Source organism: Marivirga tractuosa DSM 4126, assembly GCF_000183425.1.
GTDB classification, from domain to species: domain Bacteria; phylum Bacteroidota; class Bacteroidia; order Cytophagales; family Cyclobacteriaceae; genus Marivirga; species Marivirga tractuosa.
Window position 1 is genome coordinate 4,374,067 of sequence record NC_014759.1, and the last position, 25,325, is coordinate 4,399,391.

Genomic DNA, 25,325 nt, shown 5'->3' on the forward strand with positions numbered 1-25,325 from the left:
TAGATTTGTACCCAATTAATAATTGGTGTTCCCAGATGCTAAATGAACAAATAAATATGTCCTTGAAAACGTATATTACTCGCTTATCTTTTATAGCATTCCTATTAGTGAGTTTTTTATCATTACCGAATAATGCTTTTGCTCAGGCTGAAGAATTGCCTACAAGTGAAGAAGCAATTGCAAATGGTGAAAAACTATTTAAAAATAATTGTGCTGTTTGTCACCAAGTCCAAAATAAAATGGTTGGACCTGCTCTTAAAAACGTCTACGAAAGAAGAGAGTTGCCTTGGTTATTGAATTTTATTAAGAATTCTCAAAAAGTAATTCAAGGAGGAGATGAATACGCAGTAAACCTTTACAATGAATATGGAAAGGCTGTGATGCCTAATTTTGATTATTTCGCAGACGAGGAAATCAAAAGTATTCTTGGTTATATCAAGTATCAAACTGAAAATCCACCGCAAGAAGCAACTGCTGATGCTGGTGGGGCAGCTACTGAAGCTGGTGCTGGTGGAGGTGGAGGCATCCCGTCAGAATACCTAACGCTGATTATAGTAGGGTTTGTGATAGTCCTAATTTTGATTTTGGTTGTATTGGTTTTGATTGTAACCGTATTGACCAAATTCATCAATCAGAAAGAAGATATTGACGAAAGAGATAGAGAGTTTGTCAATCAAAAGTTAAACCTCAACAAATTGGTAAGAAGCAACGGCTTCTTATTCTTTGTGATTTTAATATTTACTGCGGTTGTCGCAAAAACTGTTATTGATGGTCTTTATACAGTAGGTGTTCAGCAAGGATATCAACCTACGCAGCCAATTGCTTTCTCTCATGAGATTCATGCAGGTCAGTATGAGATTGAATGTCAGTACTGTCATACTGGAGTGATGATTAGTAAAAGTGCTAACATTCCTTCTGCTAATATTTGTATGAACTGTCACACAGCTATCAAAACAGAATCAAAAGAAATAGCAAAAATTTATAAGGCTATAGATTACGATCCTGAAACTGGTGAGTATGGTGATAATGTAAAGCCAATTGAATGGGTAAGGGTACATAACCTTCCGGATTTGGCTTATTTCAACCACTCTCAGCACGTAAATGTAGGTGAAATTGAATGTCAAACTTGTCATGGTCCTATAGAGGAAATGGCAGTAGTAAAACAGTGGAGCACATTGACTATGGGATGGTGTATTAACTGTCACAGAGAGACTAAGGTAAATGCAAAAGGTAATGCATATTACGATCAATTAGTCGAAGCACATGATGGTGGCGACTTGAAAGTTGTAGATATAGGCGGTTTAGAATGTGCAAAGTGTCATTATTAATTAAAAATATTTAATCGACTTCATTAATCATAGATATGAGTGATCAAAAAACATATTGGAAAGGAACTGAACAATTAACAAATGATCCTTCATTTGTTAAAAATGCGGAAAAGGAATTTCCTGAGTACTTGCCAATCAATGATAAAAAAGAGTCCAATGGAGGTAGTCCTTCCAGAAGAGATTTCTTGAAAATGATGGGGTTTGGTGTGGCTGCAGCTTCTTTAGCTGCTTGTGAAGCACCTGTAAGAAAAGCAATCCCTTATTTAAATAAACCTGTAGATGTTGATCCGGGTATCGCTAACTATTATGCTTCTACCTATTCAGTAGGGGGTGATTATGCCAGCATTGTAGTAAAAACCCGTGAAGGAAGGCCAATCAAAATAGAAGGTAACAAGAACTCTTCTATTACTCAAGGTGGTGTTAATGCTCAAGTGGAGGCTTCAGTACTTTCTTTATACGACCAAGAACGATTAAGAGGTCCTTTGAAAGAAGGCAAAAATGCAGATTGGAAAACAATCGATAAAGAAATAACAGAGCAACTTCAGGCTATTAGCGATGCTGGAGGACAAATTAGAATTGTCTCTAATACAGTAAATTCACCTTCAACTTTGAAAGCTATTCAGGAAATGGCTGATAAGTATGGTAATACAGAGCACGTTATGTATGATGCTATTTCTCAGCATGGTATGTTAATGGCTAATGAGACAATGTTCGGAATTAAAGCTGTCCCTGCTTATGATTTCAGTAAAGCTAACACCATCGTAAGTTTTGGTGCTGATTTCTTAGGAACTTGGGTTTCTCCAATAGAACATACTAAACAATATAGTAAGACCAGAAAGGTAAATAGTGAGAACAAAAACATGTCTCGTCACTATCAGTTTGAGGCGAACCTTTCACTAACAGGTTCTAATGCTGATTATAGAACTCCAGTTAAACCTTCTCAAGAAGGATTAGCAGTAGCTGCTTTATATAATGAAGTAGCAAAAATGACTGGAAATTCTCCTATCAACACTAATAAAGTAGAGATAGCGAATATTAGTAAAGCTGCAAAAGACTTAGTTTCTAATAAAGGTAAATCTTTAGTGGTTGCTGGTTCAAATGATACAGATATTCAGATATTAGTGAATGGTATCAATTCCATGTTAAACAATTATGGAACTACTGTTGACTTGAATCACTATTCAAATGCAAGAAAAGGAGATGATGCTTCTTTCAGTAAATTTGTAAATGAAGCTAAATCTGGAAATATTAAAGCGGTAATTTTCTATAATGCCAATCCAGTTTATGATTCAGGAATGGGAGAGGAGTTAAAAGCAGCTTTAGGAAAAGTTTCTTTGACAGTATCTACTTCTGATAGAAAAGATGAAACGGCTGATGTTGTTAAATATGTTGCGCCAGATCACCACTTCTTGGAGTCATGGAATGATGCAGAGCCTAAAAAAGGACAGTTGAGCTTAACTCAGCCTACTATTTCTCCATTGTTCAAAACTCGTCAGGCTCAAGATAGCTTCATGACTTGGTCTGGAAACAAACAAGAATACTATAATTTCCTTAGAAAGAATTGGGAAGACAATCACTTCAGTGGTCAAGAACCAACATTCGATATTTTCTGGGATAAAACTTTACATAATGGTGTATTCACCTATGAGGTAGAAAATAGTGATTTAACTGTTCAAAACGTAGATTTATCTGCTTGTGCAAACAGAATCAACAAGAATTATAAGCCAGCTAACAATGGCCTAGAAGTTGTTTTCTATCAAAAAGTATCCATTGGAAACGGTTATCATGCAAACAATCCATGGTTGCAAGAATTACCGGATCCTATTTCAAAAGCCACGTGGGATAACTATGCTACTATTTCACAAAAGATGGCGAATGATTTAGGGATTAAAATATTTGAGGGTAAAACTTCTAAAATCAATTTAACTATCAATGGCCAAGCTATGGAAGTACCTGCTTTGGTGCAACCTGGTCAAGCTAACGGTACTATTGGTCTTGCACTAGGATACGGTAGGAAAATGGCAGGTAAAGTGGCCAATGGAGTTGGATTTGATGTTTATCCGTTCTTAAGTCAGCTTAATGGCACGAAATCTTATGCTATAACGTCAGGTATTAGTGTTGATGGAACAGCTGGAAGCTATCAGTTGGCACAGACCCAAACGCACCAAACTTTCATGGGACGTGAGACTGTAATCCAGGAAGCTTTATTAGAGGATTATAAAAAGAAGGGATGGGAGAGAGATTTCCAACCGCATATTGAAACAAGTAAAGGAAAAGTAAAGCCTTCTAAACTAACACTTTGGAATGGTCATAAATACAATAACCATCATTGGGGATTAGCAATTGACTTGAACTCATGTACGGGCTGTGCGGCATGTACAATTGCATGTCAGTCTGAAAATAATATTCCAGTTGTAGGTAAGGAAGAGGTAGTAATGAGAAGAGATATGCAGTGGATGCGTGTTGACCGTTACTACAGTTCAGATGCAGCACCAGATGATACTGCAGGTTTAGAAAAAGCTGCAGAAAATCCTGAAGTTACTTTCCAACCGATGATGTGTCAGCATTGTAATAATGCTCCTTGTGAAACTGTTTGTCCGGTTGCGGCCACAACTCACAGTACGGAAGGCTTAAACCAAATGACTTATAACAGATGTGTGGGTACAAGATATTGTGCAAACAACTGTCCTTATAAAGTAAGAAGATTTAACTGGTTTAAATACCATGATAACACCAAGTTTGATAAAAATTCATCAATGAATAATGATCTTGGTAAAATGGTATTGAATCCTGATGTAACGGTTCGTTCTCGTGGAGTTATGGAGAAATGCTCTATGTGTGTTCAGAGAATTCAAGCTGGTAAATTGAAAGCTAAGAAAGAGAAAAGGCAATTAGAAGATAAAGATGTTAACACAGCTTGTGCTTCAGCCTGTCCTTCTGATGCTATTGTTTTCGGTGACTTGAATAATCAGGACTCAGCTATTTCAAAATACTTGAAATTGAAAGAAAGAACTGATGAACCAATTAAAGAGGTGAATGAAGAACGCGCTTACCATGTATTGGAAGAATTGCGTGTAGCACCTAACGTTTGGTACATGACCAAAATCAGAAATAAAGATAAAGTAAATACTAAGGCTTAATTTAATAACTGTAGCAATATGGAAGTCACTTCACCTGTAAGAGAAGTATTAGTAACAGGAAATAAAACGTATCATGATGTATCTCATGATATCTGTAGGCACGTAGAAGCCAAACCAAATCCAAAATGGTTGGCAGCAATGGCCGTTTCTTTAGGAGCATTTTTAATCGGAGGCTACGCACTGGCTATCACCCTTTGGGATGGTATCGGTATGTGGGGTCTGAACAAAACTGTCGGATGGGCATGGGATATCACCAACTTTGTGTGGTGGGTAGGTATCGGTCACGCAGGAACATTGATTTCTGCTGTACTTTTGTTGTTCCGTCAGAAATGGAGAACTTCCATTAACAGAGCGGCAGAAGCAATGACAATATTTGCCGTAATATGTGCATTATTGTTCCCATTGATTCACACAGGAAGACCTTGGTTAAGTTTCTACTGGTTCGTTCCAATTCCAAATACTTGGGGATCATTATGGGTTAACTTTAATTCTCCATTATTATGGGATTTCTTTGCGATCTCAACTTACTTTACAGTTTCCTTAGTATTCTGGTACATCGGTTTGATTCCTGATTTTGCTACAATCAGAGATAGAGCTACCAATAAAATTTCTAAAGCAATTTATGGAGCTTTAAGTTTTGGATGGGATGGAGCTGCAAAAACATGGCAACGTTATGAAACCGTTTCTTTAGTTTTAGCAGGTCTTGCTACTCCACTTGTACTTTCAGTACACACTATTGTATCCATGGACTTTGCAACCTCAGTTATTCCTGGATGGCACACCACCATTTTCCCTCCTTATTTTGTGGCTGGTGCAATATTCTCAGGATTTGCGATGGTACTAACCTTAATGTTGGTAACTAGAAAAGTCTATAATCTAGAGGACTACATAACCATTAACCATATTGAATTGATGAACATCATCATCATGATAACAGGTTCAATTGTAGGGGTTGCCTACATTACTGAGTTATTCATGGCATGGTATTCTGGTGTACAGTATGAGCAATATGCATTTTTAAATAGAGCAACCGGTCCTTATTGGTGGGCATATTGGGCAATGATGACATGTAATGTGATTTCGCCTCAATTATTCTGGTTCAAGAAAATTAGAACAAGTTTATGGGCTACTTTCATTTTATCTATAGTGGTAAATATTGGAATGTGGTTTGAAAGATTTGTAATTATAGTGACTTCTCTGCATAGAGATTATTTACCATCAAGTTGGGCAATGTTTAGCCCTACTATTTATGATATGGGTATCTATCTATTCAGTTTTGGTTTATTCTTTACACTGTTCTTCTCTTTTGCTAAATTCTTCCCAGTGATTAATATGGCAGAAGTAAAGTCAGTATTGAAATCTAGTTCAGGTGAAATTGAAAACAAAAAATAATTATGGAAAGCGGTAAAAACTTTATCGTAGGGATTTTTGATGACGAGTCAGTACTTTTAAGTGCAGTCAAAAAAGTCCGTGGAAGCGATGTAAAAATTCATGAATGTTATACTCCATATCCAGTGCATGGGTTGGACGATGAATTGGGCTATAAGCGTTCCAGAATTTCCATAGCTGCTTTTATGTTTGGTATCACTGGAACCTGTTTGGCTTTCCTAATGATGATATACATGATGGGAATTGATTGGCCCATGATTATAGGTGGTAAAGATCACATAGCTATCCCTTCTTTTGTGCCAGTTGGCTTTGAGGTAACTGTTTTATTAGCTGCTTTAGGCATGGTAGGTACTTTTTTCGTGATAAGTAATCTTAAGCCTTATGGAAAACCAAGAATTTATGATATTCGAAGTACAGATGATAAGCATGTTATGGCAATTGATTTGGCTAAGAATAAAAAGTCTACAGACGAATTAAGTTCTATCTTGAAAGAATCAGGTGCTGTGGAAATTAATGAAAAGAAATTTTAAGTTGAATTATCAAATGATGACTACAAATAAAATATTTCAAATCTTATTTTTCGGCTTCCTTACAGTGTTGGTTGTTTCGTGTAAGCCAGGAAAAGATAATCCAGGAACGGAATATGCACCCAATATGTATCATGCTGTTTCTTATGAGCCTTTGACACAGATTACGGAGAAGGATGCTGGTGCTTGGGTTTCTTCTGATGAGGATGAATATGGTGAGTATTATAACTCAAATCCTAATAATCCTTTTGGAATGACCATGAGAGAGCCAGCTAAAAATACAGTTCCAAGAAATGAAAATGGCATGTTACCTTATAGATTGCCTAAAGATAGCGTGGAATTAGCAGCCAGAACTTTAAAAAATCCTTTGCCTGACACCAATGAGATATTAGAAGAAGGTAAAGTACTTTATACAAAATATTGTACGCATTGTCACGGTGAAAATGGTGGTGGATCTATGGATGAAACTGCTAAAGTAGGCAAAGTTTACCAAGGTGTTCCATCTTATAGTGCTGGTGCTACTTCTCAATTATCAGAGGGTCATATTTTTCACGTGATTACGCATGGTATTAGAAGAATGGGAGCGCATGGTTCTCAGGTGCAACAAGAGGACAGATGGAAAATTGTACGTTATGTACAAACTTTACAAAAACAAGATTAATAAAACAGTTTTAAGATAATTTATCATGGCTGAAGAACAATTTCAATTTACTCCAAAAGCAAAAAAGAGACTATCTATTTTAGCTATTGTAGGTGTCGTTTTACTTATATTAGGTATTTTTTCTGCAAGCTCTAATTCCCATGCTGATGAAGCAAGTCATGGTGAACAGACTGAACAAGTAGCGGAAAGTCATGGAGAGGAAGCACATGCGACTGAAGAGCATGCAGGAGAAGAAGGACATGGATACCACTGGTCGAAAAGAATATTTGCTAACCTATGGATCAACAATATGTATTTTGTTGGTTTAGCCTTATTAGGGGTTTTCTTTGTGGCAATTCAATACGTTTCACAAGCCGGTTGGTCAGCAGCTTTAATACGAATCCCAATGTCTTTTGGTAATTGGTTACCAATTGGAGGTATATTAACTTTAGCTATCTTTCTTTTAGGTGGTCATGATATTTTCCATTGGACACATGAATATCTTTATGATGTAAATGATCCGCGTTATGATGCTATCATTGCAGGTAAGGAAGGTTATCTAAATACGCCTTTCTTTTTAGCAAGAATGGTAGTTTACTTTGTGGTATGGTATTTAATGTTTAGATGGATTCAGAAGAAGTCTTTAGAAGAAGATTTAAATGGTAGTTCTGATTACTATTTTAAATTAAGAGGCATTTCTGCAGGATTCATTGTTTTCTTTGCAGTTACATCTTCTACTTCTGCTTGGGATTGGATTTTATCAGTCGATACTCACTGGTTCTCTACTATGTTCGGATGGTATGTATTCGCTTCATGGTGGGTAACAGCTTTAGCCGCCATTACATTAATCACTGTAATTTTGAAAGAACAAGGTTATTTGAAAATTGTAAACACTGGAGTTTTACATGACTTAGGTAAATTTGTTTTTGCATTCTCTATTTTCTGGACATATATCTGGTTCTCTCAGTTCATGTTAATCTATTATTCTAACATTCCAGAGGAAACTGTTTATTTCATTGAGAGACTTTCAAGTGATCATTATAGCATAGTATTTTTTGTTAACTTGATATTAAACTTTTTCTTTCCATTCTTGGTTTTCATGCCAAGAGATTCAAAAAGACATACAGTTTTCTTGAAAATCGTTACAATCGTTGTTTTAATTGGTCATTGGTTTGATTTTTATTTAATGATTACACCAGGTGTTTTGAAAGAGAATGGAGGTTTTGGATTACTTGAAATTGGTATGGCAATAATTTTCGGAGTGGCCTTCTTATTTGTAGCTCTTACGGGCTTATCTAAAAAGCCATTGATTGCTAAGAATCATCCAATGTTGAAAGAAGCAGAACATCATCACGTATTTTAATTTAATTAAGTAACAGCAATATATATGTTCAATTTAGCTATAGGTTTAGGAGTAGTACTTTTACTGGCAATTTTGTTCTTGATCTTTAGGATTTCCTCTTTGATAAGCGTAGCCAAAGGAAATACCAATAAGATTGCGACTAGTTCCAATAAAATAAATGGAGCTTTATTTATGCTCTTCTTAATAGGAGGGGGCTTCTTATTTTTCTGGTATTCAATTAAGGAGTTTGATAATTATAATTTACCAGTTGCCTCAGAACATGGTTCCGAATATGAATTTATGTTTTGGATTACAATGGCAGTAACAGGTGTTGTATTTGTTTTAACTCAAATTTTATTGTTTTATTTCTCTTGGAAATATCAATATAAGGAAGATTCTAAAGCACTTTTCTACCCTGAAAACAACAAATTAGAAGTAGTTTGGACATTTGTACCAGCTGTTGTTCTAGCAATCTTAGTATTTACAGGTTGGAGAGTATGGACAGATATTACAGCACCAGCTCCTGAAAATACAAATAACATTGAAATCATGGGTTACCAATTTGCTTGGGGTGTTCGTTACCCTGGTTTAGATGGTGAACTAGGTAATTCTGATTATAGAGAAATTGATGCGACTAATAACTTTGGTATCGATTTTAATGATAAAGCAGCTTATGATGATTTCATTCCTCGTGAAATGCATATCCCTAAGGGAGAGCCTGTAACTTTTAACATCAGAGCAAGAGATGTTTTACATAGTGTGTTCGCACCTCATTTCAGATTAAAAATGGATGCAGTGCCTGGTATGCCAACATCATTTACTTTTACGGCTACCAAAACAACTGAAGAAATGAGAGAGGAATTGAATGATCCTGAATTCAATTATGAAATTGCTTGTACTGAAATATGTGGAAGAGGTCATTATTCTATGAAATTAACTTTAATAGTAGATGAGCCCGAAGAATATAGAGAATGGTATGCTGAACAAGAGTCATTCTTGAAAAGGAATCCTGAGTACTTAACAAAAGTTCCAAATGACTTAAAAGAAGTGGCACTTTTGAAAACAGGAATTGATAACAAAGAGTTAGACTAAAAATTAAATCATAAAGTTATGTCAACAGCGGCAGAAGTAAATATAGATCAGGATGTTCACCACGATGAGCATCACGATCACGAACAAAGCTTTATTTCAAAATATATTTTCACTACTGATCATAAAATGATTGGTAAGCAATTCTTGGTTACGGGGATAATGTGGGGATTGATAGGTGTAGGAATGTCAGTAATCTTCCGTCTCCAATTAGGATTTCCTGAAATGGATTTAGGATGGTTAAGACCTTTATTAGGAGGTTGGATTTCTGAACAAGGAAAATTAGATCCTGAGTTCTACCTTGCACTAGTTACCATGCATGGTACTATTATGGTATTCTTTGTTTTGACTGCAGGTCTAAGTGGTACTTTCAGTAACTATTTGATTCCATTGCAGATTGGTGCCCGAGATATGGCATCAGGATTTATGAATATGTTATCATACTGGTTCTTTTTTGCATCAAGTGTGGTAATGATGACTTCAATCTTTATTGAAACTGGTCCTGCCGCAGGTGGATGGGTTGTTTATCCACCATTAAGTGCTTTACCACAAGCTATTCAGGGTTCAGGTCTTGGAATGACTTTATGGCTAGTTGCAATGGTATTCTTTATTGTTTCAATGTTATTAGGTGGTATTAACTACATCACTACTGTAATTAATTTGAGAACTGAAGGAATGTCATTTTCTAGATTGCCATTAACAATTTGGGCATTCTTCTTAACTGCAGTAATAGGTTTATTATCATTCCCAGTTTTATTTGCTGCAGCTTTATTATTAGTATTTGATAGAAGTTTTGGTACCTCTTTCTACTTATCTGATATCTACATTGGTGGTGAGGCATTGCCAAATATGGGAGGAAGTCCTATTTTATATCAGCACTTGTTCTGGTTCTTAGGTCACCCTGAAGTTTATATTGTATTATTACCTGCTTTGGGTATTACATCTGAGGTTATTGCTACCAATTCAAGAAAACCGATTTTTGGTTACAGAGCAATGATTGGTTCTATGTTAGGAATTACAGTTCTTTCATTCGTTGTGTGGGCTCACCACATGTTCGTTTCAGGATTGAATCCATTCTTAGGTTCAGTTTTCATGTTCTTAACATTAATTATTGCAATTCCGTCAGCAGTTAAAGTGTTTAACTATTTAACGACACTATGGAAAGGTAATATCATATTTACACCAGCCACATTGTTTTCCATTGGTTTGGTTTCATTCTTTATTTCCGGTGGGTTAACAGGTATTTTCTTAGGAAACTCTGTGATTGATATTCAATTACACGATACTTATTTCGTGGTTGCCCACTTCCACTTGGTAATGGGTAGTTTATCGATCTTCGGTTTACTAGCTGGTGTTTATCACTGGTTCCCTAAGATGTTCGGTAGAATGATGGATGAAAAATTAGGACATATTCACTTCTGGATGACTTTCATTGGGGTTTATATGATTTTCTTCCCTATGCACTATATTGGTATTGCAGGTTTCCCAAGAAGATATTACTCTTGGACTAATTTTGATGCTTTCAGTAGCTATACTGATTTGAATATGTTTGTGTCTATAGCAGCTTTCGTAACTGTTGCGGCTCAGTTTTTATTCTTATTTAACTTCTTCTACTCAATGTATAGAGGAAAGAAAGCGCCTCAGAATCCATGGAGATCAAATACGTTAGAGTGGACAGCTCCAATCGAGCCTGGTCACGGAAACTGGCCTGGAGAGATTCCGAAAGTGTACAGATGGCCGTATGACTACAGTAAGCCTGGTGCTAAAGAGGATTTCATTCCGCAGCACATTCCATTGTCGCAAACTCCTGAGTCTAATTTAGATCACGAAGTAGAATTAGCGAAAAAAGAGGTTGTTGATAAAACAGCTGATGCAAAATCAGAGGCATAATAAATCATTTAAAATAAGCAGCTATTACCGTAATTTAGTTACAGTTACGGTAGTAGCTGTTTATCTTTTGATACTTGCTGGCGGTATTGTAAGAAGTACAGGTTCTGGCATGGGTTGTCCTGACTGGCCTAAGTGTTTTGGTCAATGGGTTCCACCTACTTCAGCGGAAGAGTTGCCTGAAGATTATCAAGACTTTTATGCTGAGTATAGACATCAAAAGAATATCAAATTTGCGAAGTACTTAGATGTTTTTGGATATTCCGAAATTGGAAAAGCCATTTTGGAAGATGAATCTATTAAGGAAGAAGCAGCTTTTAATGCTTCTAAAACTTGGACAGAATACGTAAACAGACTTCTAGGAGCTGTGGTAGGTTTTTTGATTATTTTATGTGTGGTAGGTGCTGTATACTATATAAAGAAATCAAAAACAATATTCATCTTAGCTTTTTCATCATTGGTATTAGTACTTATTCAAGGTTGGATTGGCTCAGTTGTAGTTTCTACTAATTTGCTTTCTTGGTTAATTACTGTTCATATGGTATTAGCTTTAGTGATTTTAGCTGTTCTTACAGCATTATATTTTGTGGTGCATCGCAAAGAAGATCAGAAGGAAATGCAATTTATAGAGCATAATAAGCTTACCTACGTATTAGTGGTGGCTATGATCATGATTCTGGTGCAAATAGTATTAGGGACTCAGGTTAGAGAATCTTTGGATATAGTAGCTAGTAGATTAGGAGACGCTTTAAGAGGAAGCTGGATTGAAGGTTTAGGAATTGAATTTTATATTCATCGTTCTTTTTCAATTGCAATTGCAATTATTCACATTTATCTTTTGTTTAAGTTTTACAAATTAAAAGATGAGTTAAAGAAAATCTACACCAATGTTAAGGTTTTAATGAGTCTTATAGTATTAGAGATTTTATCCGGGACTATAATGGCTTATTTTGCGATTCCATTTTGGGCGCAACCAATTCATTTGGTTTTAGGAAGTATGATTTTTGGGGCACAGTTTTATATATTTTTGCAAGTAGTTTATACTACTCAAAAGACAAATAAAAAGGAGTATGCAATATCCTGACACACAAAATTTATCTATAACGGACTTAGTTTTAAGTTACGCAAGGAATTTATTTATTCTATTAAAGCCCAGATTAAGCTTCTTAGTAGCTTTTTCATCAGCTTTCGGTTATGTGCTAGGGTTTAGTGGAAGTGGGATTAATTATACGGTACTAGCATTCCTTTCTTTAGGCGGATTTTTAGTTTCTGGTTCTGCTGTAACGATTAACCAAATCATTGAGGTTGATCTTGACAAGAAAATGGATAGAACAAAAAATCGTCCATTGCCTACTGGTAGAATATCGATTCATGAAGCTACAATTTATTCGGTTATTACTGGACTTGTAGGTTTAGGGCTATTATTTGTTTATACTAATATCCTAACTACCATTCTTTCATTAGTTTCATTGATTTTATATAGTTTTGTTTACACCCCTTTGAAAAGAGTTGGACCGATTGCTGTTTTTATGGGAGCAATTCCGGGGGCTTTACCGCCATTATTAGGCTGGGTGGCAGCAACGAACGGCTTTAGTATAGAAGCTTGGATTATCTTTGGAATTCAATTTATTTGGCAATTCCCACATTTTTGGGCCATTGCTTGGGTAGCTGATGAAGACTATAAAAAAGCAGGCTTTAAGTTATTGCCTTCTGGTGGTAAAAAGGATTTGAATACCGCTATACAAATCATGATTTATACCTTGTTTTTAATTCCTTTAGGCTTATTGCCTACCATGTTTGGAATTACAGGAATTTATTCTGCATTGGTAGCCACCATTTGTGGAGTTTTGTTTTTAAGTCAAACATTCTATCTGATGAAAGAATGCAGTAAAGAGGCAGCTTTAAAAATAATGTTTGGTTCGTTTTTATATTTACCAATAGTGCAAGTAGCTTATCTTTTAGATAAAATTTAATAATGGATACCTCAATAAATAAGGAACAACAGCAATTACAACCGAGTATTAAAATACTCTCTATGCATCCTTTAAAGTTTGCATTGTGGCTTTTTATCGTCACGGTTGTTATGATTTTTGCAGCATTGACCAGTGCATATATCGTACGTCAATCTGAGGGTAATTGGTTAATATTTGAATTACCGACTGTTTTTTTATACAATACAATTATTTTGGTTGCGAGTAGTGTAAGCATGCACCTGGCTTACTTGGCAGCTAAGAAGGATAATTTTAAAAGTCTGAAGCTTTTCATGATATTGACAGCAGTATTAGCAGTAGCTTTTTTTGTGGGGCAATATGAAGCTTGGGGTGCATTAGTAGATCGGGATGTTTACTTTGTAGGCAATCCATCGGGGTCTTTTTTATATGTAATTTCAGGATTACATGCATTTCATTTAATTTCTGGGCTGATATTTATTTTAATTATGTTATTTTCGGCTTTTAAATATAAGGTTCATTCTAAAAATATGGTGAAAATGGAAATGTGTACAACATATTGGCACTTTTTAGATGGACTTTGGGTATATTTATTTATATTTTTGTTGTTAAATCATTAATCCTATTTTGAACAGTTAAATTTATGGCAACTACTGCAACAATTGATACTACAAAAAGCAGATGGGGAGGTGGAGTAGCCCCCATGAATGCTAGTTATGGAAAACTGATGATGTGGTTCTTTCTTTTATCAGATGCATTTTCATTTTCAGCTTTATTAATAACTTACGGTCTAATTCGCTATTCACATCCTGCTTATCAGGGTACCGTATCTGAATTTGAATTCAGTACGGAATATTGGCCAATACCAGAAATGGTTTTTGAAGCCGTTCCTTTCTTGCATGGTGTTCATGCACCATTGATCTTTGTGGGTATCATGACTTTTATATTGATTTTAAGTAGTGTGACCATGGTATTAGCTGTAGAGGCGGGGCATAGAATGGATCGTCAGGGAGTTATCAAATGGATGCTCTGGACTATCATTGGTGGTTTGACTTTCTTAGCTTGTCAGGCATGGGAGTGGAGTCACTTCATTCACGGTACTGCTGAAGGAACGGTCAATGCAATGGGAGAAACTATTTTTGGAGCCAATTTAACAGAGAATCAATATGGGCCACCACTATTTGCCTCCTTGTTCTTTTTCATTACAGGTTTTCACGGATTCCATGTGTTCAGTGGGGTAGTAATTAACTTTATTATATTCTTCAACGCAGTAGTGGGTACTTATGAAAAAAGAGGGCATTACGAGATGGTGGAGAAAACAGGACTTTATTGGCACTTTGTTGATTTGGTCTGGGTATTTGTATTTACACTTTTCTACTTGATTTAACTTTTTTTAAGTAAGGCCTATTAGGCAATAAAATGATTATATTATATTTCTGTTTGATAGTAAGTTTGAAGTAGAAATTTTTTGAGATATTAATTATTAGAATCCATTTAAGATATGTCACACGAAGAAACTAATAACGTTCAGGTAATTCCTGAAGATAAAGAAAAGACAAAGAAGATTTGGAAAGTAGCGGGCATCTTAGCCGTTGTTACTATCATCGAATTTATCTTTGCATTCACTTTGCCAAGAGGTATCATTTTGGTATCCATTTTCTTAGGCTTAACTGTAGTGAAAGCCTTTTATATAGTTGCAGAATTTATGCACCTTAAACATGAGCAAAAGGCTTTAATTTGGTCTATCTTAATCCCTACCATACTGATTTTGTGGTTAGTAGTTGCCCTAATGGTAGAAGGTAGCGCAATATTTAACATTAGAAATTAATTCAATTCAGTTGAAAGTTTAATAAATCAGGTTGGTCTAAATCAGCCTGATTTTTTTGTTTATGAAGAAGTCAAAAATTCTAATCTTAGTAATCACCCTTACTTTCCCGGTAATCCTCTATTTGTTTTTACGATCTTTTGGTCAGAATGAATTCGCATTACCTGTATTTTTTGAGAATGAAGAGCCGGTTTATTGTAATGATTCATTAGAAATGAAAGGCCATCTTGAGCTAGTCGATTTAAGTAGTAAAAATCTTGTTAAGTTATCAGAAATCTATTCAGATGATTATAAGGTTATTCATCTCCCAAATGTTCAAGACCCTGAAATCCAAACATTGAAAAATGAAATAAATAGGATTTTGAATACCTTCGATGATGTGTCATTGAGTATTGTTAGTTTTCAACCGCTGTTTAGTAAGGATGTAGATCAAATTGAGGCAGAGTCATTTTTATTAGCAGACAGGGCAAATACCTATCTTTTTTCCCCAGATGATAAGGATTTCTTTGTAAACTGCTTGTATGCGTTTCCGACAGATGAGTGGGACGGCAAGCATCCGTCAGAGGAAACTCTTTCGATAGATCACACTCTAGTCTTGCTTGATGATGAAAATAAGATTAGAGGATATTATGATGGTTATGAAACAAAAGAAGTAGACAGATTGATATTAGAAATTAGAGTATTATTAAGTAATAAATAAATGAGTTCGTTAGACAGTAATCAAAAATTATATCTGAAATTAATATGGGTCTTGTCCATTGCAATTCCTATCGTAGTGGCAATTCTGATTTTTGCGCCAGATAAGATTAAGGGAGCAGGAGACTGGGTTTATATTCTCCCACATTTGAATGCGACTTTTAATTCTATTACTTCAATTGTGTTGCTATTAGGTTTATATTTTATCAAGCAAAAAAATGTAAAGGCTCATAAAAGCATGATGTCAATAGCTTTTACTTTGGGAAGTTTATTTTTAGTGAGTTATGTTGTCTATCACTCTACAGCAGATTCTACTATCTACGGAGATCTAAATAGGAACGGTGTATTAGATGATGTTGAAAAAACCAAAGATGTCATGTTTTGGCGTGGGTTTTATCATGGTGTTTTATTACCCCATATCATTTTAGCAGCAGTAGTGGTTCCTTTTGTTCTTTTCGCATTTTATTATGCTTTGTCGGATAAAATTGAGAAGCATAAGAAAATTGTGAAATGGACATTTCCGATTTGGTTGATAGTTTCCATAACTGGGGTGGTGGTTTACTTAATGATAAGTCCTTATTATCCTAAATAAGTAGAACTCATTATGTGTTTTTTGAGTTTTATAGTAAAAATGATTCAATGAAAAAAATTCTGCTTTTTGTTATTTCCTTTCTGTTTATTAATCTTAATGATATTTTGGCTCAGTGCGCTATGTGCAGGGCCACAGTGGAGAACAATGTAAATAATGGTGAAATAGGAATCGCCAGTTCATTGAATTTCGGCATCTTATACTTGTTTGCTGCTCCTTACTTAGTGGCTATGGTGATAGGCATTTTATGGTATAGGAATAGCAAAAAGCAGGGTAAGAAAATTGATGTAAAGGCTATTTTGTCAAGGAATAAGTATTGATCATTGATTAGGCGAGTTTCGACTGTGTATTTTCGTCTTCTTTGGGTTGATAATTGCTTTCAACCGGAATGCTTATAACAACATTAATTCCACTCCCTGGTTTTGAATTAAAGTACACAGCTCCATTAATTGTATTGACTCTCGCATAGATACTTCTCATTCCCATCCCTGAGTCTACCACATTTTGAACATCAAAGCCTATTCCATCATCTTCGTAAAAGACGTTTATTTCATTTTCAGCTTGGCTGATTTGTAAATTTATAATATTTGCTTTGGCATGTTTTATGGTATTGTTGAGCAATTCTAATATTATATGGTAAATATTGCGCTCAATATCTACCGATAGTCGGCTATGCAATCCATAAATTGATAAATCCGCTTTTATTCTTTCTGCCTCATTGATTGTTCTTACAGTATCCTTCAGTGCAGTTTCTAAACCAAACCGACTTAGCAAATCGGTTGATAGGTTATGAGATATTTCTCTGGTTTCTTTAATAGCCTCATTAATGTTTTGTAATACTTTATCTGCTGCAACTGGAATATCGCTTGATTGAAATAGAAGTTTGATGGACGATAATCTAGCACCAAGTCGGTCGTGTAAATCACTTGCAATACGGTTTCGTTCTTCCTCCTGACCGTGCATCATAGCATTGAGTTCCTTGAGCTCTTGCTCGGTTTTCATATTGGCAATTTCCTCGTTTTTCAGTCGCTTTAAGTATTTTTGTTTTTGTATAAAGAACCAAATACTAGATAGCATTAGGATAACTAGCAATATGCTTAAACTTAAGAATAAATTCTTCTGAAAGTTTTCACGTTCGATAGCGATTTTCTGGGCACGTATTTCCTCTTCTTTTCTAGCGGTTTCATATTTGGTTTCCAAATTCTTAACTTCCTCCATTTTTTCATTGTCAAAAAGAGAATCCCTTAAATTATTGTACTTCTGAAATAGGAGAGAGGCTTCTTCGACAGCACCGATACCCATCTTTGCTTTTACCATATTGGAATAGAGGTGCATTTTAAGATTCGAATCACCGATATATTCTGCCAATTCTAAACTTTTTTCATAATGACTTAGGCTTTCTTTAAACTTGTCTTGCTTAAGGTAGATATTACCTAAATTAAGTCTGGAGGTGGCTAATCCGTGTAGATCTCCCAAGTTAGATTTCAACTTTATAGATTTTTTGTAATTTGCTATAGATGCGGAATAATTTTCTTGTTTTTCATATAAAAAACCCAAGTTATTATAAAGTAATGAGAGATTAGAGGAGTCACTAACTTTTTGAAAAGATTCTAAAGCATTTAAATAGTAGTACACTGCTGAGTCGTAGTTCATCCTTTCAAAATCATTTGAGGAATACAATACTCCAATGTTCATGTTAATTACAGCAGATTTCCTATCTTCTTTCAATTTTGAAAGCAATTCTATTGCCATTTGATAGTACTCCAATGCAATTTTTTTATCATCTGACGAGTAGTAATTTGCTAAATTGTTATAGTTATTGACCAATCCAGATACATTATCAATTTTCTTATTGATTTCAATGGATTTGTAAAAATAATCTAATGCATTTTTCTTATTGTTTCTATAATTCGCTATCAGCCCCAAATAGTTTAGTGATCCAGATGTTAATTCTGATATGTTATTAGTACGAGATTCAATGGAGATGATTTTTTTGAAGAGTATTATAGATGAATCAATCTTATTTTCTCTTCGAAAGCTTTTCGCTTGTTCAAAACTTTCTTCCAAGTCTATTTGACTTAGTAAGCTAAAATTACCTAAAAAAAATATTAAAATAAAGATTAGTAACTTCTTCATATTTAAAGTTACTAATCAATTCTTTACTAAGAAAGAAAATTAATCGCCTAATTCAGCTGTTTCTGTTTGACTTCCACCCGTCTCAGTAGTATCAAAGTTTGGTTCTTCGATTAATTCACAAGCTGAAAAAGTGAACATTGCTGCTATTATAAATACGAATTTAAGTGTTTTTAATGCTTTCATAATTTCTATTTTTTTATTTTCCCTAATTAATGTACAATATTATATTGTTTTAACTTGCTGTGAAACACCTATTTAGGGGTTTTTATAACTAAAATAGGGGTGAGCTGAATACCCATTTGGTGGTTTTAGAATTTTTATGAAAAGAAAATTGCGCTCTAGATCTGGGGTTTAAAAGCCTTCTATACCTTATAAAATCTGGCTTAATTAAAAGTACATGCAGTTTTTGTAGTTCTTTTAGGTGGTTTTATAGCTGATTTTGTAATTGTATTATTCTAATATAGCCGTGTTAAATACCCCCATTTGGGTATATTTTATACCCCCAAAAAAGTTTAAAATTACCCCTAAAATGGTGTTTTTTATTAGGTTTTACCTCCCTACCTTTGAAATGTCGTCACAAGAATATGCGAGAGCAATCAACCAAGACTTTTTATATATAGACGACATTACCTGACTAGGTCGGGGCAGTTTAAATGAAAGTATAACTTCTCCCCTATTGTTGTTATTCAGTCATTGCCCCGTCTTAGCAGGTTTTTACATACCTAAAATATTTGATGTTCCATAGTTTGGGATAAAAAGGATATCATTCATCAATTAGGTGCTCTTCTTGGTCAGTTTAATTATTAAATAATAATATGGACAATAGCTGATTTATTTAACACTCCTGCTCATGAGTATACCTAAAATAAATAACAACCAGATTTTTGAACCTCGTTTGCAAATTTTGCACGAGCAAATGGATTCTGTTCTTAAGATGCTTTGCAATCTTACGAAGGCAGATCAAGTATTTTTGTCTTTTTGGAATGACGGTTATAGTCAGGTGTATAATGAGGATAGTGGATTTTATACAACGGAAGATTTGGAGTGCCGACAATTAGAAAAGAAGTTTAAATCTTTATTTTCAGAGGTTATCTATATTTCGAATGCACGTTTACATACTCTAATACAAGACATCAAGTTTTTTTCTACTAGCGGAAAAAACACTAATGTATTTCTTTTGCCTTTGATTGATGCTAAGGATGATAGGATAGGAGTTTTGGGTTTGAATATGACTGAAGAAGGAGCTTTTGATTTTGGACAGATTGTTCATCAAATTGAAAGTATTGGAGAACATATAGTATCTATTTATGATAATTTATTAGGTAAAAATGCAGCCTTTTATACTAATAAAGTAAATTTTGAACATATGCCTGCAGCTTTTCTCAATTTTAGTATTAATAAAGATGCAGAATTATTGGATTGCCATTTCAGTAATCATTTAATAAGAAAACATCCTGCCTTTTTGAATTATTCAGGTAATTCAATGGAAAAGTTGGAGCCACTGCTGCAAATGACTTTGCAGGAGTTTACCAAAATGTTGTTGAAATCCCAGAACGACCAAAGTATTGAATATGTTTATCCTTATTTGGTAGATGGCAAGGAGAAAAAGTACTTTTTGATTAAAATACATGTATCCCTTTCTACTGACGGTGTTTACCAATGTCTTGCTTTTATAGATGATATAAGTATTCATCGTAAGTACAATGCCACTTTAGATCAGATTTTGTTTGATATCTCTCATGTAATGAGAAGGCCAGTGGTGAGCATGAGGGGATTGACTAATCTTATTAATTTGAATGAATTTGATAGAAATGAGATTTGCGAGATTGCAAGCAAGATCAAAGTAGTCTCCGATGAAATGGAAGACTATATCCGGGCAATGTTTAAGATATATGAAGCTAAACAGGAAGCTGAATATCTTTTGTGATTTGTACAAGAAATGATAATCCGGAACAGGTTTGAATATCTGTTCCGGATTTCACTTCTAAATAATATTAAGCTCTTTCCCTACTCTTGTAAATGCTTCAACTGCTTTATCTAAATGCTCTTTTTCATGAGCAGCTGATAATTGCACTCTTATTCTAGCTTGTTCTTTAGGAACCACCGGGTAGAAAAATCCAATAACGTAAATACCTTCCTCTAATAGCCGATCCGCAAATTTTTGAGATAAGGCAGCGTCATACACCATTATTGGTACAATTGCTGAATCGCCATCTTTTATATCAAAGCCAGCTTTCTTTATGTTTTCCTTAAAGTAATTCACATTATCTTCAAGTTTATCTCGTAATTCCGTTGAGCTACTTAATAAGTCAAATACCGCAATTGAAGCGCCTACAATTGAAGGGGCTAAGGAATTGGAGAACAAATAAGGTCTTGATTTTTGACGCAGCATTTCAATTATTTCTTTCCTTCCAGAAGTGAAGCCACCCATGGCACCGCCTAGGGCTTTTCCTAATGTACCTGTGATGATATCCACTCTGCCCATTACATCATTAAGCTCATGAGTTCCTCTACCGGTTTTTCCAATAAATCCTGTGGCATGGCAGTCGTCAACCATAACTAAGGCATCATATTTATCAGCTAAATCACAAATTTTATCTAATTGTGCAACATAACCATCCATGGAAAATACTCCATCAGTCACAATGATTTTGCTTTTAGCATCTTTGGCTTTTTTTAACTGTTCTTCCAAGTCAGCCATATCATTATTTTGATAGCGATATCTCGCAGCTTTGCAAAGTCTTACCCCGTCAATGATAGAGGCATGATTAAGCGAATCAGAAATGATAGCATCTTCTGGCCCTAATATTGGCTCAAATACTCCACCATTAGCATCAAATGCTGCAGCATAAAGAATAGTGTCTTCCATGCCTAAAAAATTGGCTATTTTTTGCTCCAGTTCTTTGTGAATATCCTGCGTACCACAAATAAATCTCACAGAAGACATTCCAAAACCATGGCTGTCCAGCGTATTTTTTGCCGCTTCCAATACTTTAGAATGAGAGGAAAGGCCTAAATAATTATTAGAACAGAAGTTTAAAACTTCTTTACCTGTATTGGTTTTAATTGAAGCTCCTTGTGGAGTAGTAATAATTCTTTCTTTTTTATAAAGACCGTCTTTTTCTAACTGCTTTAGATCGTTTTGTAATTTTTGTTGAAGATTTCCGTACATATTTCCTGACATTTTTTCCTGAAGCAAAGATAAGCTTCATTCCATGAATCACCATTAATTTGGGACAAATTCAGATTTAAATCATAATTATTATATGTAGTAACATATTGTATTATTTTACTACAAATTGAATAATTTAAAAATCTGTTTTAATTGAATCACTTATACTTTTTCAATATAATTAGGTAGTTATACCTAGAAAGAGATTGAGAGTTCTGCCATTTAGGATGTTTTTCTTTTTATAAGGTATTTGTACAATTGTAAGGTTTCGATTCTATGCTGTTTTTCTCTAACAAGAAGCTGTTCTAATTTTGTATTTATGGTGCAGAGAATTGGATTTGAGTCAAATGGAAATCAAAAAAATGATTTGTCCGTTAATTGCAAGATGGAAAATACCTTTGAAGGTTTTAGTGATTTTTTTGAACATGGGCTTCATCCTATGTTCATAATTGATCTGAACTCTCATAAATTTCTCAATGTAAACCAGCACTTCGTAAAAAAGCACTCAGAATTTGAGAATGCATTGACAGTCTTTGAAAAAAGTATTCAAGAAAATGAGCTGCCCAAAGGAGTTCAATTAGAACAAGATGGGAAAGTTTTCCTATTTAATCCTATTTTCCAAAATGATGATAAAGCCCTGATTCAAATTTTGGAATTGAATAAAGCTGTAAAGCCAGTTAAGAAAATATCAGCTCAGCATGTCTTCGAGGAATCACAATTCAATAAAGATCTTTTAAATAAGCTTCCAAGCGGGATAGTGTATACAAACAAAAGCTTTGAAGCACTTTGGTTTAATGATAAATTCAATTTCTTGTTTGGTCGCGACCTTGAAGAGAAGTTTAATTTCATCGATGCAATTTATGTAAAAAACATTTCGCAATTCTGGTCTAAAATAGAAAAATTAAATGAAGAGGGGGGGCAAGTTTCTTTTTCATTCGTAATCCACAATGTTAAAAATTCAAGTGAAGTATTTATAAATGCTACTGCTTTTCCAGTAGGGTCTAATCATCAATTGGAAGACGGATATATCTTTATTTTAGAAGATAAAACGGAAAATTTGAATTACTCCGAGGAGATTACGAAACAGAATTTGGCTCTAAATCAAATAAATCATGAATTGGATAAGTTTCTATATAGTGTTTCGCATAATATAAGGGGACCAATCGCTTCTCTAGAAGGCTTATTGAAAGTAATTGAAATATCAGATATACATACTGTAAATGAATTGAAGCATCATTTAAGACTTAATTTAAGGTTGCTAAATAGTTTTGTAAGCGATATAAGTAATGTTGCAACTAACATTCATACCCATGTTAGTTTCGAAGAGGTGAATCTTCGAAATGTTTTTGAGCAAATGCTTTTGTTTGTAGACAATATCTATGAAATAGAACCTAAAATCTCTACAGAGATACCTATTGATTATACTGTGAAGACAGACGCTAACCGCTTAGGAATTATTATCAAATGCTTACTTAAGAATAGTTTTCAATATCGAGACAAGCGAAAGGATGAATTTGAAATCAAAATGAATGTCACTCAAAATGAAGATTTTCATTTAATTGAAATTATTGACAACGGGATGGGGATTTCCGATAAGGTTAAGCCGTTTATTTTTGACATGTTTTATAGAGGTACTGAACTGTCCAATGGTAATGGGATGGGGCTTTACAATAGTAGAGAGATTCTGAAAAAATTGGGTGGGACCATGAATATAGAGAGTAAAGAAAGAGAGTGGACTAAGGTAAAAATCTATTTACCAGTTAATGTTTAATAAATAAAGACCTCATTGATTATGTCTCAATGAGGTCTTTATTTAATTGTGGAGCTTATTTTTAGTTACCCAATATGTAATATAAACCAAATGTTGGTGTAAAGGTGTTGATGCCTAAGTTAATTCGGTTTGTAACTGTAGTAGTATTTGTATTAGGGTTGCTAACTGCATATCTATTAAACGATATTAGGTTTAATTCAAAATTAAAGCCCACCTTAGAACCTGGAGTGAAAAGTATTCCTGGATTAATTGAAAAATCAAAAGTTGAAATATCATTACCATCAGTTCTGTCATTACCATCAATTCCAACAGTTCCCCCAAATCCTAATCCAAGATTAGCAGCACCATAGAATTTCAAATTATCTCCTAGATCGATATGGTATCGTGCTTCTGGGCTAACCAAAATAGTATTAGTTCTTCCATATACATCTTGGCCTAAGTTATTTCTACTGGTCACGAAACCAACTGTTCCTCCAATAGAGATATTATCATTTAAAAAGTATTGAACATTAGGTAGAATTCTAATTTCTTGGAAATCTGCACTTTCAATGTTTTGATATTGAAAACTTCCTCCAATTAAAACATCGCCTGTTCCTATCTGAGAATAAGCTTGTTGAACAGTTAATAAAACGAATAGAATTAATAATTTACCTTTCATAATATATTTCTTTTGTTAGTTGAACTGCAATATTAACTTAAATTTCTCTTTTTTATTATTACATGTATGATTTCACCATAGAAAGCAAAAAAGCACAGACCAAGGGTTTGATCTGTGCTATGAATGATGTAATGGCAGTGAGTTTTATCTAATGTTTAATCCTAATCCAACAGATAAAGTATTGTACTTTTGGATAGTATAATCAACATTTAAAGCTAATACCCAAAGGATTTTTAACCTGGCGCCAACTGTAAATCTTGGCCCGCCACTTCCGTCAAAGTCAATATCAATAGGATTTGATACAGTTACTTCTTCATTAGTATTTTCATTGAATACGTAATCACCTTTCATTGCAAAATTTGACTTGACTATATTTACTCCCACGCCTGCATAAGGAGTGAAGAAAAGTAGTTTTTTCGAAATTATTGCCTGAATTGTAGTGGCACTAGCATTAAATTCGGCAAACTGTCCTGCTGCTTCGTCTATTTGATAATTTGTGGAAATTTTATTGAATCCAACTAGACCAGATAGGTCAAATGGTAACAATTTCATACCTGGAATCCACTGTTTAAAATCATGCTTTACTCCGAAACCAAATGATTGAAAACTTAATCCATCAACATTTATTTCTGGTGTATAGCGAATAATTAAATCGGTATTTTTAACAATACCGACACCTAGTTGAACGGTAGGAGTTGGTACAGCCAGAGGACCAGGTAGATCACTTAATCCAAATCCATCGGGTGCTACGATCTCTTGTTCAAATGAATAGGGCTCACCATCTATTTCCCGCTGTCCAAATATTTCTAGTCTTGTATCTGTTGCACCTCCGGTAAAAGTTGGCAACATACTATCTCCATTAGGGTTGGCTAGTCTCACATTATTATAAGTGTCAGCATTAAAATCAAACTGCGAAGCAGCATCAGGGATAATAGCAAAGTTCATATTAAGAGTAAGATCAAAACCTAATGTTTTGTGTGGTTTTGCAGTGTTATACCATCCGTTTGCTAATCCATTCCCCAATGAGGCAGCAAATGGGTTCATGTAGTTTTTCAGATAAGTGTTAGCATCTCCAGTTCCACTTGTAACGATGTTTTCGAATTCTTGTGCTTTGGTCTGTTGAAAGTTGAAAACTCCAAAGACTATCAATGTTATTACAGTAAATATTCTTTTCATATTCTTTAATT

The 25,325-nt window shown here is 34.5% G+C and carries 23 protein-coding genes; 18 read left to right on the forward strand and 5 right to left on the reverse strand.

Annotation, left to right across the window (positions count from 1 at the left end; genetic code table 11):
• Positions 1-56 precede the first annotated feature (56 nt).
• From FTRAC_RS18405 to FTRAC_RS18480, 16 genes are all read left to right on the forward strand, one after another.
• Positions 57-1,328 (forward strand): c-type cytochrome, encoded by a 1,272-nt coding sequence (locus FTRAC_RS18405; RefSeq protein ID WP_013455795.1) that lies wholly within the window; start codon positions 57-59, stop codon positions 1,326-1,328.
• A 35-nt stretch (positions 1,329-1,363) separates the two neighbouring features.
• A complete protein-coding gene (locus tag FTRAC_RS18410) occupies positions 1,364-4,468 on the forward strand; it encodes a TAT-variant-translocated molybdopterin oxidoreductase (RefSeq protein ID WP_013455796.1) in 3,105 nt (1,034 codons plus the stop codon).
• 18 nt (positions 4,469-4,486) lie between these two features.
• Positions 4,487-5,860: an NrfD/PsrC family molybdoenzyme membrane anchor subunit gene (gene nrfD / locus FTRAC_RS18415; RefSeq protein ID WP_013455797.1), complete on the forward strand. Its 1,374-nt coding sequence runs from the start codon at positions 4,487-4,489 to the stop codon at positions 5,858-5,860.
• Positions 5,861-5,862: 2 nt separating this feature from the next.
• A complete protein-coding gene (locus FTRAC_RS18420) occupies positions 5,863-6,387 on the forward strand; it encodes a DUF3341 domain-containing protein (protein ID WP_013455798.1) in 525 nt (174 codons plus the stop codon).
• Positions 6,371-7,045, forward strand: coding sequence for a c-type cytochrome (locus tag FTRAC_RS18425; protein WP_245545995.1), 675 nt, complete (start codon positions 6,371-6,373; stop codon positions 7,043-7,045). The genes FTRAC_RS18420 and FTRAC_RS18425 overlap by 17 nt, the downstream gene beginning before the upstream one ends.
• Before the next feature lie 25 nt (positions 7,046-7,070).
• Positions 7,071-8,387 carry a flagellar basal body-associated FliL family protein gene (locus FTRAC_RS18430; RefSeq protein ID WP_013455800.1) on the forward strand — a complete coding sequence of 439 codons (1,317 nt, stop codon included), beginning with the start codon at positions 7,071-7,073 and terminating at the stop codon, positions 8,385-8,387.
• 24 nt (positions 8,388-8,411) lie between these two features.
• The gene (locus FTRAC_RS18435; protein WP_013455801.1) at positions 8,412-9,458 is read left to right on the forward strand and encodes a cytochrome c oxidase subunit II; all 1,047 of its coding nucleotides are present in this window, start codon (positions 8,412-8,414) and stop codon (positions 9,456-9,458) included.
• 18 nt (positions 9,459-9,476) lie between these two features.
• Entirely contained in the window at positions 9,477-11,345 is a 1,869-nt protein-coding gene (locus FTRAC_RS18440; RefSeq protein WP_013455802.1) for a cytochrome c oxidase subunit I, read from the forward strand.
• The gene (locus tag FTRAC_RS18445) at positions 11,326-12,426 is read left to right on the forward strand and encodes a COX15/CtaA family protein (RefSeq protein ID WP_013455803.1); all 1,101 of its coding nucleotides are present in this window, start codon (positions 11,326-11,328) and stop codon (positions 12,424-12,426) included. Before FTRAC_RS18440 ends, FTRAC_RS18445 begins: the two co-directional genes overlap by 20 nt.
• Positions 12,413-13,315 carry a heme o synthase gene (gene cyoE / locus FTRAC_RS18450; RefSeq protein ID WP_013455804.1) on the forward strand — a complete coding sequence of 301 codons (903 nt, stop codon included), beginning with the start codon at positions 12,413-12,415 and terminating at the stop codon, positions 13,313-13,315. The genes FTRAC_RS18445 and cyoE overlap by 14 nt, the downstream gene beginning before the upstream one ends.
• Positions 13,316-13,317: 2 nt before the next feature.
• Positions 13,318-13,911 carry a cytochrome c oxidase subunit 3 gene (locus FTRAC_RS18455; RefSeq protein WP_013455805.1) on the forward strand — a complete coding sequence of 198 codons (594 nt, stop codon included), beginning with the start codon at positions 13,318-13,320 and terminating at the stop codon, positions 13,909-13,911.
• Between the two features lie 23 nt (positions 13,912-13,934).
• Entirely contained in the window at positions 13,935-14,678 is a 744-nt protein-coding gene (locus FTRAC_RS18460) for a cytochrome c oxidase subunit 3 (protein ID WP_013455806.1), read from the forward strand.
• A 114-nt stretch (positions 14,679-14,792) separates the two neighbouring features.
• On the forward strand, positions 14,793-15,119 hold the full coding sequence (locus tag FTRAC_RS18465; RefSeq protein ID WP_013455807.1) for a cytochrome C oxidase subunit IV family protein: 327 nt from the start codon (positions 14,793-14,795) through the stop codon (positions 15,117-15,119).
• A 61-nt stretch (positions 15,120-15,180) separates the two neighbouring features.
• The gene (locus FTRAC_RS18470) at positions 15,181-15,816 is read left to right on the forward strand and encodes a hypothetical protein (RefSeq protein ID WP_013455808.1); all 636 of its coding nucleotides are present in this window, start codon (positions 15,181-15,183) and stop codon (positions 15,814-15,816) included.
• A complete protein-coding gene (locus FTRAC_RS18475; protein ID WP_013455809.1) occupies positions 15,817-16,404 on the forward strand; it encodes a DUF420 domain-containing protein in 588 nt (195 codons plus the stop codon).
• A gap of 47 nt (positions 16,405-16,451) precedes the next feature.
• Positions 16,452-16,721, forward strand: a complete 270-nt coding sequence (locus FTRAC_RS18480; protein WP_013455810.1) for a hypothetical protein — start codon at positions 16,452-16,454, stop codon at positions 16,719-16,721.
• Positions 16,722-16,728: 7 nt separating this feature from the next.
• Here the strand turns inward: FTRAC_RS18480 and FTRAC_RS18485 are convergent, their stop codons facing one another.
• Positions 16,729-18,537, reverse strand: coding sequence for a tetratricopeptide repeat-containing sensor histidine kinase (locus tag FTRAC_RS18485; protein ID WP_013455811.1), 1,809 nt, complete (start codon positions 18,535-18,537; stop codon positions 16,729-16,731).
• A 39-nt stretch (positions 18,538-18,576) separates the two neighbouring features.
• The gene (locus FTRAC_RS19860) at positions 18,577-18,720 is read right to left on the reverse strand and encodes a hypothetical protein (RefSeq protein WP_013455812.1); all 144 of its coding nucleotides are present in this window, start codon (positions 18,718-18,720) and stop codon (positions 18,577-18,579) included.
• Between the two features lie 667 nt (positions 18,721-19,387).
• On the opposite strand from FTRAC_RS19860, the gene FTRAC_RS18490 reads away from it, so the two are divergent.
• Positions 19,388-20,464, forward strand: coding sequence for a hypothetical protein (locus FTRAC_RS18490; RefSeq protein ID WP_013455813.1), 1,077 nt, complete (start codon positions 19,388-19,390; stop codon positions 20,462-20,464).
• A 57-nt stretch (positions 20,465-20,521) separates the two neighbouring features.
• Here FTRAC_RS18490 and kbl read toward each other — a convergent pair whose 3' ends face one another.
• A complete protein-coding gene (gene kbl, locus FTRAC_RS18495) occupies positions 20,522-21,709 on the reverse strand; it encodes a glycine C-acetyltransferase (protein ID WP_013455814.1) in 1,188 nt (395 codons plus the stop codon).
• Positions 21,710-22,028: 319 nt separating this feature from the next.
• Between kbl and FTRAC_RS18500 the strand changes: the two genes are divergently transcribed.
• Positions 22,029-23,480 carry a sensor histidine kinase gene (locus FTRAC_RS18500; RefSeq protein ID WP_013455815.1) on the forward strand — a complete coding sequence of 484 codons (1,452 nt, stop codon included), beginning with the start codon at positions 22,029-22,031 and terminating at the stop codon, positions 23,478-23,480.
• Between the two features lie 61 nt (positions 23,481-23,541).
• Here the strand turns inward: FTRAC_RS18500 and FTRAC_RS18505 are convergent, their stop codons facing one another.
• Positions 23,542-24,138, reverse strand: a complete 597-nt coding sequence (locus tag FTRAC_RS18505; RefSeq protein ID WP_013455816.1) for an outer membrane beta-barrel protein — start codon at positions 24,136-24,138, stop codon at positions 23,542-23,544.
• A gap of 144 nt (positions 24,139-24,282) precedes the next feature.
• Positions 24,283-25,314, reverse strand: coding sequence for a DUF6588 family protein (locus FTRAC_RS18510; RefSeq protein WP_013455817.1), 1,032 nt, complete (start codon positions 25,312-25,314; stop codon positions 24,283-24,285).
• Between the last annotated feature and the right edge of the window lie 11 nt (positions 25,315-25,325).